This window comes from Flavobacterium sp. ALJ2 (assembly GCF_015594725.1).
Classification (GTDB): Bacteria; Bacteroidota; Bacteroidia; order Flavobacteriales; family Flavobacteriaceae; genus Flavobacterium.
The window spans coordinates 1-14,498 of the sequence record NZ_JADNRC010000027.1; the positions used below are offsets into that span (position 1 = coordinate 1).

15 protein-coding genes and 1 tRNA gene are annotated in these 14,498 nt (G+C 32.7%); 3 read left to right on the top strand and 13 right to left on the bottom strand.

Going from position 1 to position 14,498, the window contains the following annotated elements; genetic code table 11:
* Window positions 1–17: 17 nt before the first annotated feature.
* From IUY40_RS18580 to IUY40_RS18595, 4 genes are all read right to left on the bottom strand, one after another.
* Window positions 18–626 carry a superoxide dismutase gene (locus IUY40_RS18580; protein WP_195738361.1) on the bottom strand — a complete coding sequence of 203 codons (609 nt, stop codon included), beginning with the start codon at window positions 624–626 and terminating at the stop codon, window positions 18–20.
* Between the two features lie 140 nt (window positions 627–766).
* A complete protein-coding gene (gene pth / locus IUY40_RS18585; protein WP_195738362.1) occupies window positions 767–1,405 on the bottom strand; it encodes an aminoacyl-tRNA hydrolase in 639 nt (212 codons plus the stop codon).
* 246 nt (window positions 1,406–1,651) lie between these two features.
* Window positions 1,652–2,266 (bottom strand): 50S ribosomal protein L25/general stress protein Ctc, encoded by a 615-nt coding sequence (locus tag IUY40_RS18590; protein ID WP_195738363.1) that lies wholly within the window; start codon window positions 2,264–2,266, stop codon window positions 1,652–1,654.
* A gap of 123 nt (window positions 2,267–2,389) precedes the next feature.
* Window positions 2,390–3,331 (bottom strand): ribose-phosphate pyrophosphokinase, encoded by a 942-nt coding sequence (locus IUY40_RS18595; protein ID WP_195738364.1) that lies wholly within the window; start codon window positions 3,329–3,331, stop codon window positions 2,390–2,392.
* A 240-nt stretch (window positions 3,332–3,571) separates the two neighbouring features.
* On the opposite strand from IUY40_RS18595, the gene IUY40_RS18600 reads away from it, so the two are divergent.
* Window positions 3,572–3,651, top strand: a tRNA-Leu gene (locus IUY40_RS18600).
* 259 nt (window positions 3,652–3,910) lie between these two features.
* On the opposite strand, the gene IUY40_RS18610 is transcribed toward IUY40_RS18600, so the two are convergent.
* The 9 genes from IUY40_RS18610 to metG form a co-directional block, all read right to left on the bottom strand.
* Window positions 3,911–4,258, bottom strand: a complete 348-nt coding sequence (locus IUY40_RS18610) for a hypothetical protein (protein WP_195738365.1) — start codon at window positions 4,256–4,258, stop codon at window positions 3,911–3,913.
* Window positions 4,259–4,509: 251 nt separating this feature from the next.
* A complete protein-coding gene (locus IUY40_RS18615) occupies window positions 4,510–4,692 on the bottom strand; it encodes a hypothetical protein (RefSeq protein WP_229335673.1) in 183 nt (60 codons plus the stop codon).
* Window positions 4,693–4,757: 65 nt separating this feature from the next.
* Window positions 4,758–5,276 (bottom strand): ferritin, encoded by a 519-nt coding sequence (locus tag IUY40_RS18620; RefSeq protein WP_195738366.1) that lies wholly within the window; start codon window positions 5,274–5,276, stop codon window positions 4,758–4,760.
* Window positions 5,277–5,368: 92 nt separating this feature from the next.
* Window positions 5,369–6,805 carry a hypothetical protein gene (locus tag IUY40_RS18625; protein WP_195738367.1) on the bottom strand — a complete coding sequence of 479 codons (1,437 nt, stop codon included), beginning with the start codon at window positions 6,803–6,805 and terminating at the stop codon, window positions 5,369–5,371.
* 196 nt (window positions 6,806–7,001) lie between these two features.
* Window positions 7,002–7,631: a chloramphenicol acetyltransferase gene (locus IUY40_RS18630; RefSeq protein ID WP_195738368.1), complete on the bottom strand. Its 630-nt coding sequence runs from the start codon at window positions 7,629–7,631 to the stop codon at window positions 7,002–7,004.
* Window positions 7,632–8,339 carry an HAD family hydrolase gene (locus IUY40_RS18635; RefSeq protein WP_195738369.1) on the bottom strand — a complete coding sequence of 236 codons (708 nt, stop codon included), beginning with the start codon at window positions 8,337–8,339 and terminating at the stop codon, window positions 7,632–7,634.
* A gap of 148 nt (window positions 8,340–8,487) precedes the next feature.
* Window positions 8,488–9,375 (bottom strand): DMT family transporter, encoded by an 888-nt coding sequence (locus tag IUY40_RS18640; protein WP_195738370.1) that lies wholly within the window; start codon window positions 9,373–9,375, stop codon window positions 8,488–8,490.
* Window positions 9,376–9,549: 174 nt separating this feature from the next.
* A complete protein-coding gene (locus IUY40_RS18645) occupies window positions 9,550–9,825 on the bottom strand; it encodes a hypothetical protein (protein WP_195738371.1) in 276 nt (91 codons plus the stop codon).
* A 234-nt stretch (window positions 9,826–10,059) separates the two neighbouring features.
* Complete coding sequence (metG, locus tag IUY40_RS18650; RefSeq protein ID WP_195738372.1) at window positions 10,060–12,117, bottom strand: methionine--tRNA ligase; 2,058 nt, start codon at window positions 12,115–12,117, stop codon at window positions 10,060–10,062.
* A gap of 479 nt (window positions 12,118–12,596) precedes the next feature.
* On the opposite strand from metG, the gene IUY40_RS18655 reads away from it, so the two are divergent.
* Together IUY40_RS18655 and IUY40_RS18660 are read left to right on the top strand one after the other, a co-directional pair.
* Window positions 12,597–13,727 (top strand): DUF664 domain-containing protein, encoded by a 1,131-nt coding sequence (locus tag IUY40_RS18655; protein WP_195738373.1) that lies wholly within the window; start codon window positions 12,597–12,599, stop codon window positions 13,725–13,727.
* 192 nt (window positions 13,728–13,919) lie between these two features.
* Window positions 13,920–14,147 carry a CDGSH iron-sulfur domain-containing protein gene (locus IUY40_RS18660; RefSeq protein WP_195738374.1) on the top strand — a complete coding sequence of 76 codons (228 nt, stop codon included), beginning with the start codon at window positions 13,920–13,922 and terminating at the stop codon, window positions 14,145–14,147.
* Window positions 14,148–14,498: the final 351 nt, after the last annotated feature.

Genomic DNA, 14,498 nt, shown 5'->3' on the forward strand with positions numbered 1-14,498 from the left:
TATTTTGTTTTTCTGAACTATTTGTCCAAAGCAAATCTTCTTGAAACTTCAGTCCAGTTAATTACATTGAAAAATGCTTCAATATAATCAGGTCTTCTATTTTGGTAGTTTAAGTAATAAGCATGTTCCCAAACATCCATTCCTAAGATTGGAGTTCCTTCGCAGCCAACTTCTGGCATTAAAGGATTGTCTTGGTTTGGTGTTCCGCAAACATCTAGTTTTCCTCCTTTAAGTACACATAACCAAGCCCAACCAGAACCAAATTGTGTTGCACCTGCTTTAGCAAACTTAGCTTTGAATTCTTCAAAAGTTCCAAAAGAAGCCTCGATAGCAGCTAGTAAATCTCCTGTAGGTAAGCCGCCTCCGTTTGGTGACATTACTGTCCAGAATAAGTTATGGTTGTAATATCCACCGCCGTTGTTGCGAACTGCAGCATTTTTTTTATCTAAATTAATTAAGATATTCTCAATTGTTTTTCCTTCTAAATCAGTACCTGCAATTGCTGCATTTAGATTTGTTGTGTATGCATTATGATGTTTTGTATGATGGATTTCCATTGTACGAGCATCAATATGTGGTTCTAATGCATCATATGCATAAGGTAATTGTGGTAATTCAAAAGCCATAATATTATTGTTTTATGATTTATAATTAAATTAAATTCAAATTTATACATTTAACTTTGGAATAGAAAATACTATTTGACTATAATCAAATTAAATTAATTGATAATTTATTTTCTCAGTACTTATATTTTCTGGATTTCTTACTTTCCGTTATAAGTAGTCATTGTATTTTCGAGACCAGCAGTTCCAAAAGATTTGATGATTTCGGAGGCTACTTCTAAACGTTCAGGTAATTTTTCTTTTTCCATTTCGTCCCATTCGCCTAATACATAATCCACTTGTTGGCCTTTTTTAAACTCATCACTGATTCCAAATCTAAAACGGGTATATTGTTGAGTATTTAGGACTAAATTGATGTTTTTAAGTCCGTTATGGCCACCATCACTTCCTTTGGGTTTAATACGAATCGTTCCGAATGAGAGGTTAAGGTCATCGGTAATTACCAGGATATTCTCTAACGGAATATTTTCTTTATCGATCCAGTATTTTACTGCTTTTCCGCTAAGGTTCATGTAGGTATTTGGCTTTAAAAGCAAAAAAGTTCTTCCTTTAAATTTGTATTCTGCAAGAGAGCCTAGTTTTACAGTCTCAAAAGATATGTTTTCTTTTCGGGCTAAAAAGTCAAGTATTTTAAAACCAATGTTATGTCGGGTGTTAACGTATTCAGCTCCAATATTACCTAATCCTACGATTAAAAATTTCTTCATATAATCTGTTTTCTCTTCTGATTTCTCCTCTGTTTTTGTTGATGAAAACAGCTTTGTTATCCATTTTATCATAAATACAAAAGTACACTTAATTAGATAATCGGGCAATTGAAATTAGAAAATATGCCAATGATTTATGAATTTACAGATTTTTTGATAATGAGAAAATGAGTCAATTGGGTAATGGTTCTTTTTGATTGTTTTTGTTTAGGAACTCAGAATTTTAGAGTCTTTGTTTTTCTGTTGCTCTCAGAAATTATTAAGCAAAAAAAAACACCAGTTTTGCAACTGATGTTTTTTGTAAATGTTTGAAAAAAATTATTTTTTCTTTCCTTTTGCAGGAGCAACTTTTGCAGCTTTTGCAGCTTCTTGAGCAGCTTTCATAGCAGCACGAGAGATTCTTACTTGTGCAACAACAGTGTTGTCTGGGTGCATAATTTTGTATTCTGGAGAACCCACTTTAGTAACGTATAATTTGTTACCCATTTCAAGTGGAGAGATGTCAGCCTCAACAAAATCAGGAAGATTTTTAGGTAATGCTTTTACTTTAAGTTTACGAGTGTTTAAACGTAAAACACCACCACCAAGTACACCTTTAGATACTCCAATGATTTTTACTGGAACTTCCATAGTGATTTCTTTATCATCAAATAATTGAAAGAAGTCAATGTGTAAAATTTTGTCAGATACTGGGTGTACTTGAATGTCTTGTAAAATTGCATTGAATGATTTTCCTTTTCCAAGCTCAATCACAACTGTGTGTGCGTTTGGAGTGTAAACCAAGTTTTTGAACGCTGCAGCGTCTGCTGAGAAGTGTACTGCCTGATTTCCTCCGTATAACACGCAAGGAACCGCTCCAGCATTACGTAAGGCTTTAGTTGACACTTTGCCCACGCTTTCTCTTTCTGATCCTTTAATTGTAATCGATTTCATTGTAAAAAAATATAGTTATTAAATAATATTTATTGTTATAAGCTTCTGGCACTAGGCTTTAGACTTCTTTTGTAATTAATTTCAATTGCTTAGAGCTTACAGCCTAAAGTATATTACCAATTATTACATGATAAATTTTCCACTTATGGAATTGTTGTGGTGCACCATGTGCATAACTTCAGCAAAAAGAGGTGCACAACTCAACACTCTAATTTTCTTTGATTCTTTTTTTAATGGGATTGAATCGGTTACGATCAATTCACTTAATTTAGAATTCTCTATTTTCTCATAGGCATCACCAGATAGAATAGCATGTGTACAAATAGCCCTTACGCTCAATGCTCCTTTTTCGATCATTAAATCAGCTGCTTTCGCTAATGTGCCACCAGTATCGATCATGTCATCTACTAATACTACGTTTCTGCCTTTTACGTCACCAATTAATTCCATGGTGTCAATAATATTGGCTACTTTTCTTTGTTTGTAACAAATCACAACATCCGATTCTAAAAATTTAGAATACGCATAAGCTCTTTTTGAACCTCCCATATCTGGAGAAGCGATTGTTAAATTTTCTAAACCTAAACTTTTTACATATGGTAAAAAGATTGTTGAGGCAAAAAGATGATCTACCGGTTTTTCAAAGAATCCTTGAATTTGATCCGCATGCAAATCCATGGTCATGATTCTTGTTGCTCCTGCAGCATCTAATAAATTGGCAACTAATTTAGCTCCAATCGGTACTCTTGGTTTATCTTTTCTATCTTGTCTAGCCCAACCAAAATAAGGTACTACAGCTGTAATATGTCTGGCCGATGCACGTTTCGCGGCATCGATCATAAGTAACAATTCCATCAGATTATCTGCTGTTGGAAAAGTAGAACAAACAATAAATACACGTAGCCCCCTGATAGACTCTTCATACGATGGCTGAAATTCGCCATCACTATAAGTTGACATTGTAACCTTGCCTAACGGTATTCCGTATTGCGCTGCAATTTTTTCAGCAAGGTAAACACTTTTTGAACACGCAAAAATTTTAGCTTCTGGTTCTTGGTGCGACATTATAATTTGTTGTTTTGTAGTTAGTTGTGTATGCGTCGTTTTAACGAGGTGCAAATTTATGAAATTTATTGAAGACTGAAAGGAAAATTTTAAGTATTTTTATTAGAAAATGTAAAATTATTTTATAAATTTGCACCGTGTTAAAGGAACAAGGGTTTATTATAACGATAAAAACTTTTTCTATTGCGTTAAAATGATCTGTTTTTATTTTATAAAAAAGATTGCTTTTTCGTCTGCTAAGCCCGGATGGCGGAATTGGTAGACGCGCTGGTCTCAAACACCTGTGGGAAACCGTGCCGGTTCGACTCCGGCTCCGGGTACTTAAAAACCTCTTAATCGATTGATTAGGAGGTTTTTACATTTTAGGGTTGCTAAAAGGGTGGTCAGATTTTGGATCAAGCGCAAAAGTTGGGGATTAGGCAAAAAGATTTGATAATCTGAATAAAAAGAAGTCTCCTTTTCGTACTCCTCTAAATTGACTTCTAAACGTTTTTACTTTAGCATTAAAAGATTCCGCTGAAGCATTTGTACTTCTATTATCAAAAATGCAAGTTTCGCATCTATAATAAAAGTACTTTTTTATTTTTTAGCATTTTTAATATCTGTATATATGGCTAAAATTTCGGGATAACTCCAGTAAAATGATGTGTTTAAATAATATTTTCCATTGTATTCATCAATGATTTCTAAATAATAGATATATGGTCTCCTGTTTGTTTGTTCTTTCAAGCTAATATCGATATTCTTAATCGTTAGTGATTCCTCCCATTCAGTATTATATCTATATCCTTTGAGTTTTATCATTCTATTATCTATGCATACTTCATTTATAAAAACAATTGCTTTTTGATATGCTTTTATGATAGCATATAGAGAAAGGAAAAGACAACAGCATCCTATAAGAAATATGAGATACATTGAGGTCATTACCTTGCCATTATTTATTACTATTTCATAGCTACTGAAAGTTAGAAATATTCCAGCAAGACATAACAAACCGAAATAAATTAAGATTATAAAAATATCTAATCGCTCAATAAACGGTATGTATGCAGATTTAGTTTTTATAGTATTTATGTTTATTAGTTAATGGTATTTATGCAAAAAATTAATAGCGTTTAGTTTTGTCATAAAAAAAATGCTCTCGATTAAGAGAGCACTTTTATATAGCTATATTGTTAAGCAACTTTTTTGATAAGATCAAACATAGGGCAACGACTACAACGCTTGTTTTCGCTCTTTTTGTATTTTTCACAACAAGAGGATTTGCAATTTTCTGCACGCTTCAGTTTTTCAAGGATTTCTTTTTTCTTCTTTTTATCCTTTTTCTTGTCCTTGTCTTTTACTTTATCTTTTCCCAATTTGTAATGAATTATAAAACTGGGACAAATATAAGTTATTTTTATATATTCTAAATAAACTTTAACTATTTTGGATTAATTGCTATAGAACTAGTTACTGTTAATTGTTGAATATCTCTGTCAAATAAGTATAAACCACCCTTGTCATCACCAATTAAATTAATTTTGTCTAGGATAGATTTAGCAGTAGCTTCTTCTTCAATTTGCTCAGCAACATACCATTGTAAGAAGTTATGAGTAGCGTAATCCCTCTCAGAGAAAGTAATATGAACTAATTCGTTAATAGATTCCGAAACAAATAGTTCATGTTTGTATAGCTCTTCAAACATTTCTTTAAAAGTAGCGTAGCTCGTTTTTGGAGCTTTAAGGTCGGTAATTGTTGTTGCACCTCCACGTTCGTTAACATAACGAACTAATTTTAACATATGTGCACGCTCCTCATCAGATTGAGTGTACATGAATTCTGCAATACCTTCTAGCCCATGAGCTTCAGCCCAGCAAGCCATTGATAAATAAGTTTGAGAAGATTCTGCTTCTATTCGAATTTGCTTGTTTAGCGCTGTTTCTATATTTTTTGATAGCATAATAATTACTTTTTTGTAAAGTTAGAGAAAATAATCTAAACCTATTTTTGAAACCTAAAAACAGATGACATTTGGATTAATTCTCAATAAATTTAAGGTTTCTCAGTAGGAAATGATTTCGAAAAAACAGCTTTGTTAATGATAGGATTTAGTGATTCTTCTGGGGTAAATCCGTCAGTAAATTTTCGCATGATATACTGTTTTGTAGTGGTATCATAATAACCTAAAATATAGAAATCTTTATATCTTAAAATATTTTGTAATGTTAGTTTTCTATTCTGCTCTAAAAAATAGTTAATATTATCAAGAGCAAATGGCTGTTGTTCGAATTTAACAAACTCGTTATTTTGGTTCAATGTACTTTCAAAAAAAACAGTTTCAGAAGAGGTTTGATTATTCCATGTGTATAATTCATCATTAATGGTATAATACATTTTTTCAATTCTTGGAATTCCTCCTAAAGTAACCAATGTGTTTTGGCTATTTTTAAAAACAGATACGCCTGCATCTAAATAAGAAAGTCGTTGTAAAAACTTGCTTGTGTTTTTTAATTCCTTAGTTCTTTGATTTTCTCCTTGAATAAGTAAGGGAGAGCTTTTAAAATGAATTGTGTCATTTTTAATAGCTTTATAGCTTTTTAGCGTTTCACCAGAATTGTAGTCTTTTATATCAAATAAGAGCTCATTTTGAGTTGAATTAATTTGGTAAATTTTGTCGTTATATAAAAAGGAGTTACTTAACTTTCTCGGGTTGTTTATAACAGATTGACCGAAATCTTTCTCGCTAATGTCATTAGTCTCAAGATTAATATCAAATACTTGCGTTTGATTAGGATTATGATCTAAAGTTAAAATTATATGTTCATCAAACATATAAAGCTTACTCTTTTTTGAGCTTTTGAATAAAGGATTATATTCATCCAATTCTATTTTTTCAATAGGATTTTCAGTGATGACCTGGTTAAAAGATATACGCTGTGTTTTTCTGTTTTGGAAAGTATAGGAAGAAAAATCAAATGCTTTTTCCTCTACAATGCCATTTTTGAAAACATAAACAAATAATTCTGGTTCGGATATATCTCTGGTAACGATATAGAATAAATTATTCTTCTGAAATGTTGATATTACAAACTGGCTCGATATAGGAGAATTATAACTGAGCATTTTATAGGTTTTGCCCTCTAAATAATATTTAACAACTAAAATATTTTTGTAATCGTTTGTGCTCCAATATAAAGTAGGGTTTCCGTCTTCGCTAAAACTGTAACCTATTATGGAGTGGTTCTCTAAGTTGGTACGAGGAACAGTAAGTTCACTTTTTAAGAATAAGGCACTATTGTATTTCAAGATAGTGATATTTTCTGTGTTTGTTGCAAATACAAAAACATCATGTGTTATTGTGTTTTCAACGTTTAGAATCATATTAGACTCATCGAATTTTTTAAAATCTAAAGGGTATGAATTCAATACTGTTTGACTTAGCAACACTGAATTATATGATATAAGAAAGAAAAGTAATAGCTTTTTCATGTGTTTTTCTCGATAATAGTCATCCCAAATTTATCTTTTTATTTTATTAATAAAAAATAAAACGTTGCCAATGTGATAGCTTTAGGTTCTGGATTAAAGATATAAAAAAAGCCTTAAAGAATAATTTCTTTAAGGACTTGAGTTTTTATTATGATCAAAGCTGTAAATGTAACATGCTAAGCTAAAAAACAGAATTTTAGCTATTCATTAATTCTTGAAAATAATCAACAAATTGGCCTACATGTTTAGCATCCATTAAGCCATGATGTACATGAACAGACATTGACATGGTGCGTTTTCCGGTTTCAGAAACCATCATTTTACCAAAAGAAACTTTCGGGCAGCTATCAGGAAAACTATAACTTCTGGCATGTGACAGGGAAGTAAAATTAATCCAGGGAATTGCCGAAAAATGAATGACATTACCTTCATCAAAAGTTCGGGTAAAAAGACCTGTTGTGTTTTGAATACGCTCGATCTCCGTTAATGCAATTTGTTCGAATATTTTAAAATCCGAATTGTATTCGATTAAAGAAAAACCAAAAGTACCATCTTTACGACCAATTGTTGCCGAACCATCAATAGAATCATGTATTTGTATTTGATCGTCGGCGATTCGATATCTAAAAGGTTCAATTGCATTTATTGCAACTAATGTTTTATGCAGATAATATATAAAAAATGAAGAATTTAATTTCTTGGCATTTGCATAAGCATTTGTACAATCAACATCAACAGTTACACCAAAAAAAGGTTCATCCATTTGCTTGAAAAACAGAAAATGTTCTTTTCTGTTCCAATTTTCCAAATCCAAAAAGGCTTTCATTTATATTAATTTATTTACGACCTCGGTTATTTTTTCAAAATCGAAGAAGTTTTCGTGTTCTACTTTATGATTAATTTTTTCATGTTCCCAAGTGGTGTGAAACGGAATATGAACAGCATATCCTCCTATTCCTAAAACAGGTAAGACATCTGACTTTAAAGAATTTCCAATCATCAGGAACTCATCAGCATTAATATCCAAACGTTTTAATAGTTTTTCATAATCAATTTCCTGTTTGTCCGACATTACTTCGATATGGTGAAAATAGTGTCCCAAACCAGAACGATGTAATTTACTATGCTGGTCTTTTAAGTCGCCTTTTGTAGCAACAACCAATTTATATTTGCCGTGAAGCGCTTGTAAGGTTTCTTCAACACCATCAAGTAAGTCGATTGGTTTTTCCAGTAATTCTTTTCCGTATTGAATGATTTTTCCAATAATCTCGATTGGAATTGTATTATTCGAAATTTGCATGGCAGCTTCGATCATCGAAAGAATATATCCTTTAATGCCGTAACCATATAGTGATAGATTCTGAATTTCGGTCTTAAATAATTCTTGTGATAACCCTTGATGAGAAAGATAGTCTTCCATCAAGACACAAAATTTTTGTTCTGTTTCTTGAAAATAAGGTTCGTTTACAAATAAAGTATCATCGGCATCAAATGCGATTACTTTTAGTTTTGATATTTTGTCTTTATGTAACATTTAAATTTTTGTTTAAAGTTTGAAGTTTTCTTTGTTTAAAGTTTTTTGCCACGAAATAATTGAAAAATAATCTGCTCAATCTGCGAGAAAATTTTAGTTAAAAATTAAAAAATTCGTACCATCCAAGTTCTATTTTCACATCCCAATCTTAATTCTTAGAAAATAAATTTTTAAGCGTAATCGTTTTATCGTAAAAAGTAATCCTGATTCCGCATAGCAAAATGATTCCACCGAAAATCATTTGTAAAGTTATTTTTTCTTCTATAAATAACCAAGCCAGTATTGAAGTTAGTACCGCCTGACTTAATAAACTTAAAGAAACTCTCGTAGCACGCATATTTTGTGTGGCATAACTTAAGCAAAGCCAAGCACACAATTGACATATTACAGCCTGAATCAGTAAGACAAACCAACCAGTATTAGAGAATCCTGTAAAAGGCTCATCCAGAAAATAACAAATAATTCCTAAGTAGATACTCGAAGCCAATAAACTAATGGTCATAAAGGATAAAACATCAACCTCAGAAAGAACTTTTTTGCTAACCAATAAATAAATAGAATATAAGATACCAGATAAAACAGCAAGAAGAAAAGCATTATCAAAACTCAGATTAATAAAAAAGCTAAATCCAACCAATGTAATCATTCCGAACAAGGCTACAGCTGTTCCTATCCAAAAATTGGTCGCAGGTTTTGTTTTTAAAAAGAAATAAGAACCAATACCAACCCAAAGCGGAGAAAGATTAGTTAATAAAGAAGCTTGAGTAGCGCTTGAATCCTGAATGGCAATATTCCAAACGGCAACATCAGATGCAAATAAAACACCACAAAGCGCTGCGAGAATTAAAAATTTAGTCTTCGGAAGTTTAAAGCTCTTTGTGATAAGCACATAAGGCAGAAGCAGACTTATGGCGAAAGTCATTCTATAGAAAGCCGAAATTAACCCAGGAGTTAAACGCAGTTTTACTAATATTGGGAAAATCGATATGCAGAGTATTCCACAGATTAAAGCTAATCTAGGTTTTGTAATTTTCATTGTAATGTTTTTTGAGCTTATTCAATAAGTTGATTAAACTTTTAATGTTGTTTATGATACTATTTTTTTTTATCAGGCAAAATTCGACAATTTAAAATTATTTTCGATGTTAAAAATCAATACTATAAAACGCATGAACCAATTAAGAATTTTATGCGTTTTGCGTTATTGAACTTAAGCATTAATAATTGTATCGCAGGCGTCTTGAATCTGTCTATCCGAAAAAGGCTCAAGCGCTTTTGCCAGCATTCGACTGGTTTTTATACAACCAATCATTTTAGTTCTTAAGTCGATGTTGTCACCAATTTCAGTTTCAAGAATAGTCTCAAAGATCTCGGTTAAATACTCAGGTTGGTCTCTAAAATATCCTTCAAGCCAGAGTTCAGAAAGGAACTTTGCCACGGATGGTATTACATCTTCATGTGATGTGTTTTGATTTTCTTTTTGCATAATCGAAAATGTTAAACGCACGAAACCCTCGCTTTAGATGTGCAAAAATACCCATAAGGATAGATTTTCCGTAGTTTCCATAGGAACATCATGGCGAGGGAATCGCTAATATTAATCTCTAAATAAAGTTTCAGGATTGCTCCTTAAGGTATTTTTGCAGAGCAAACATACACATTAGAACTTTATAAAACAACAAAAAAGTAAGAAATATCTTTGAATTGTGTTTGTAAGGCCTTAGTTTACAGTTTCTCCGTTTGGAGCATCCGCATCAGGATTAATAAAAACCAGCTTTCCTTCAGCATTTGTAGTCATCAAGATCATTCCTTGACTTTCAACACCACGTAAGGCTCTAGGAGCTAGGTTTGCTAAAACCGAAACACGTTTACCAATAATTTCTTCAGGCGTAAAGCTTTCGGCAATTCCCGAAACAATCGTACGAATGTCAATTCCAGTATCCACCTTAAGAACCAAAAGTTTATTTGCTTTAGGCATTTTCTCAGCTTCAAGAATAGTTCCAACACGAATGTCCATTTTAGCAAAATCTTCGAACTGAATTAACTCCTTTTGAGGTTCTGGTTGTTTGCTTTCAGCAAGATTAGCAGTTTTTGTAGCTTCCAATTTATCTATTTGTTTTTGTATTTCTTCGTCTTCAATTTTAGCAAAAAGCAATTCAGCTTCACCAATTTGGTGACCAGCAGGAATTAATTCTGAATTTTCAGAAACATCATTCCATTTCAGTTTGCCATCATTCTTCAATATTCGTGATAATTTAGCAGCAGTAAAAGGCAAGAATGGTTCAGACAAAATGCTTAATGCAGCAGCAATTTGTAAAGCAACATACATTTGAGTTTTTACACGCTCCGGATTATCTTTCATCACTTTCCAAGGCTCTTCATCAGCAAGATATTTATTACCCAAACGAGCAACATTCATTAACTCGCCCAAAGCTTCACGAAATCTGTAACGTTCCACAGAACTAGAAATAACAGCAGGATATGCTTTTAATTCAGTCAAAGTAGCTTCGTCAATCTCAGTTAATTCATTAGGAGAAGGAATAAAACCGTCGTAATATTTATTAGTCAAAACTACAACACGATTAATAAAGTTACCAAAAACGGCAACCAATTCGTTGTTGTTTCTAGCCTGAAAATCTTTCCAGGTAAAATCATTATCTTTAGTTTCAGGAGCATTAGCTGTAAGAGCATAACGCAAAACATCTTGTTTCTCAGGAAAATCTTCTAAATATTCGTGCAACCAAACCGCCCAGTTTTTAGAAGTCGAAAGTTTATTACCTTCCAAATTCAAGAACTCATTAGCAGGAACATTATCAGGTAAAATATAACTACCTTCAGCCTTAAGCATCGCAGGGAAAATGATACAGTGAAAAACAATATTGTCTTTCCCAATAAAATGAACCAACTTAGTATCTTCATTCTTCCAGTACGGTTCCCAATCTTTACCTTCGCGAGCAGCCCATTCCTTAGTCGATGAGATGTAACCAATAGGAGCATCAAACCAAACATATAATTTTTTTCCTTCAGCACCTTCCACAGGTACATCAATTCCCCAATCAAGGTCACGAGTTACAGCACGAGGTTCAAGACCACCGTCAACCCAAGATTTAACTTGACCATAAACATTAGGTTTCCAGTCGTTTTTATGTCCAACCAAAATCCATTCAGTCAAGAAATCAGTATATCTGTCAAGAGGTAAAAACCAGTGTTTAGTCGATTTTAATATCGGAGTTTCACCAGTAATAGTCGATTTCGGGTTAATCAAATCAGTCGCATTAAGTGTCGACCCACATTTTTCGCACTGATCGCCGTAAGCTTCTTCGTTACCACATTTCGGGCAAGTACCTACCACAAAACGATCTGCAAGAAATTGATTTGCTTTGGCGTCATATAATTGTTCCGTTACTTCCTCGATAAAATCTCCCTTATCGTATAATTTTCTAAAAAATTCTGAAGCCGTATCATGATGAATTTTAGCCGAAGTTCTAGAGTAATTATTAAAAGAAATTCCGAAATCTATAAAAGATTTACGGATGATTCCATCATACTTATCAATAATTTCCTGAGGAGAAACCCCTTCTTTTTTAGCCTTCATCGAGATTGCCACACCATGTTCGTCACTTCCACATATAAATGCCACATCTTTTCCTTGCATACGTAAGTAGCGAGAGTAAATGTCTGCGGGTACATAAACGCCTGCCAGATGGCCAATATGAATAGGTCCGTTAGTATAAGGTAAAGCAGCAGTAATGGTATATCTCTTAGGATTTTGTAACATAAAATTGATTTTTATTTTCAGATAAAGCAGCAGAAGAGCTGACTTTATACATTTTAATATGATAAATTCTGTGCAAAAATAAGCAATAGAATTGAGAGTTTTGCTGTTTTTATTAGGAGCAATTTCCAGCTATCCACTTTATCTTTACTTGCCTAAAGAAGCCAAGTAAAGGATGCCGTTTCTATCTGGGCTAAAATGTACTATATTTAATAGTAGATAAAAGTGATGATTTACCTTATTTAGGCTAGGCAGAGTAGCGCTTAATTTCAATAAAGAATCTCTGCAAATAGGTCATTTAAGTAAAGTAGAATCCATAATAATGGTTTTTCTGTGTATAGGAAAATACAATAGTAAGTTCTTGTTAAATAAGTAATTGTGTTTTTTTATTAGAGCATTAAAATAGTTTATTTTTTTAAATAGGAGTTATTAGACTCAAAAAAAATAGTATTACATTTACCTTTTAGTAATAAAAATCGACAATGAAAAAAACAGCATTACTACTATTATTTTTAAGTCAGATATTGACTTACGCTCAAGCACAAAAGGCTATTTCTAGAGATTGGGATTCTTTTAGTCAAACTCTGGATATACAAACAGCCACAAAGAAAAAGTTTAAAGTTATTGCTTCAGTAAAAGTAGAGTCAGATGAACCGTCGGCTTGGGCAGGAGTATGGGCTAGAACGGATACTAAAAACGAAGAAGATGGTTTTTTTGATAATATGAGAGATAGGCCTGTAAAAGATAAAGAATGGAAATCATATACAGTAGAAGGGACGATAGATGCTAATACAAAATCATTGAGCTTTGGAGGATTGTGTTTGTATAACGGAAAGTTCTATTTTGATAAGTTCGAATTATTTATAGAAAATGACAAAGGAGTATTAGAACCAGTTAAGTTATTGAATTCAAGTTTTGAAACAGTTATAAAAAACGATGAAATTCCGAAATGGAATTCAGGCATACGCAAGGGCGAGAAGATAAAAGTCAAAGAATATAAAATCACATCAACCAAAGAAAGTACAGATGGTCATTATGGGGTATTGCTAGAAGGGAGTGGTATAAAACCAAGACTAGAAGCAAAAATTGGTAACGTCGAAGGAGCTTCTCCGCAAATTGGCGCAATGATTTCGATGTTAGAAGATCTTAAAAGACGTGTTGAAAATACAGTAAAAAATATGAGCCAATATGAAATAGACTATTTGCACGATGCAGAAGCAAATAGAATAGGTTCATTAATTATGCACTTAGCAGCAGCAGAAGCATATTACCAAGTTTTTACTTTTGAAAATAGAGGATTTAACGAAGAAGAAAAGAAAAAATGGAATGCAGCATTAAATCTAGATCAAGGAGGACGAGATGAATTTAAAGGACATGAAGTGCAATATTATTTAGATATATATAATGAGGTGAGGGCAAAAACAATAGCAGAGCTCAAGAAACGTGATGACGCTTGGTTTGCCGAGGTGCAAAAGGAATACGATTGGACAAACCAATATTGTTGGTTTCATGTTATGGAGCATCAATCAAGTCATTTAGGGCAGATTCTATTTTTGAAGAAAAGAATCCCACCACAAAAGCAATTGAACTTAGAGCAAAAGTTAAAAAATTAAAACGTTAATACTGATCAAAAGCTTTTACGAATCTCTGTGTTGTCTTTGCGTAGCTCTGTCTAATAGCTTAGCACAATAACCTCATAAAGTAGAATTAGTTTAAACAGAGTCTTTGATTCATAAAAACTCCAAGTCAATGCTAACTGTTCGGAATATATTTTGCAATCTTTGAGCAAAAAAGAAAACAATATTATGAGCAAGACAAAACTAATAATTAATAAAAACGGATCTATTAAGATAGAGGGTGATTTCGAAATAATGGATTCGGAAGGAACGGTATACGGATTACAAGGAAGAGCAGCATTAGGACTTTGTCGTTGTGGACTATCTGCAAACAAACCTTTTTGCGACGGTTCGCACCGCAACAACTTCGAACACGATTCAAAAGCATTCGATTTGCCACCAATGAAAACGAATTAAAAACTCGGACTAATAATAAAGACAAGAAGCCTTCTCATAATTTGAGAAGGCTTCTTGTTTTATGTACCTATATATGAGGAGATTTTTTCTCCTTATATATAGGTGAAATATTCGACTTTATTATATAGGAGGAGTTTTTCTAGGAGCTATTACCTGCTATCCGCTCCAATCTTGCCCTTTTTAAAAGAAAAAGGGCAAGGATTTTTGCTTCTCCCGATAGCTATCGGGAGAAACAAAAATGCGCGAAACCCAAAGAAAACAAGGGGAGAGGATGTTGCGCTACAGAAATTACCTATAAAACATAAAAAGGAATAAGTTGTAAATGCGTTGTTATCAACCTGTTAATAAAAG

Bases quoted from the DNA above. Each gene is read 5' to 3' on its own strand.
- pth (WP_195738362.1), bottom strand. From the start codon at position 1,405: ATGATAAAATGGATAACAAAGCTGTTTTCATCAACAAAAACAGAGGAG.
- IUY40_RS18580 (WP_195738361.1), bottom strand. From the start codon at position 626: ATGGCTTTTGAATTACCACAATTACCTTATGCATATGATGCATTAGAA.
- IUY40_RS18620 (WP_195738366.1), bottom strand. From the start codon at position 5,276: ATGCTATCAAAAAATATAGAAACAGCGCTAAACAAGCAAATTCGAATA.
- IUY40_RS18655 (WP_195738373.1), top strand. From the start codon at position 12,597: ATGAAAAAAACAGCATTACTACTATTATTTTTAAGTCAGATATTGACT.
- metG (WP_195738372.1), bottom strand. From the start codon at position 12,117: ATGTTACAAAATCCTAAGAGATATACCATTACTGCTGCTTTACCTTAT.
- IUY40_RS18630 (WP_195738368.1), bottom strand. From the start codon at position 7,631: ATGAAAGCCTTTTTGGATTTGGAAAATTGGAACAGAAAAGAACATTTT.
- IUY40_RS18625 (WP_195738367.1), bottom strand. From the start codon at position 6,805: ATGAAAAAGCTATTACTTTTCTTTCTTATATCATATAATTCAGTGTTG.
- IUY40_RS18610 (WP_195738365.1), bottom strand. From the start codon at position 4,258: ATGACCTCAATGTATCTCATATTTCTTATAGGATGCTGTTGTCTTTTC.
- IUY40_RS18660 (WP_195738374.1), top strand. From the start codon at position 13,920: ATGAGCAAGACAAAACTAATAATTAATAAAAACGGATCTATTAAGATA.
- IUY40_RS18640 (WP_195738370.1), bottom strand. From the start codon at position 9,375: ATGAAAATTACAAAACCTAGATTAGCTTTAATCTGTGGAATACTCTGC.
- IUY40_RS18645 (WP_195738371.1), bottom strand. From the start codon at position 9,825: ATGCAAAAAGAAAATCAAAACACATCACATGAAGATGTAATACCATCC.
- IUY40_RS18595 (WP_195738364.1), bottom strand. From the start codon at position 3,331: ATGTCGCACCAAGAACCAGAAGCTAAAATTTTTGCGTGTTCAAAAAGT.
- IUY40_RS18635 (WP_195738369.1), bottom strand. From the start codon at position 8,339: ATGTTACATAAAGACAAAATATCAAAACTAAAAGTAATCGCATTTGAT.
- IUY40_RS18590 (WP_195738363.1), bottom strand. From the start codon at position 2,266: ATGAAATCGATTACAATTAAAGGATCAGAAAGAGAAAGCGTGGGCAAA.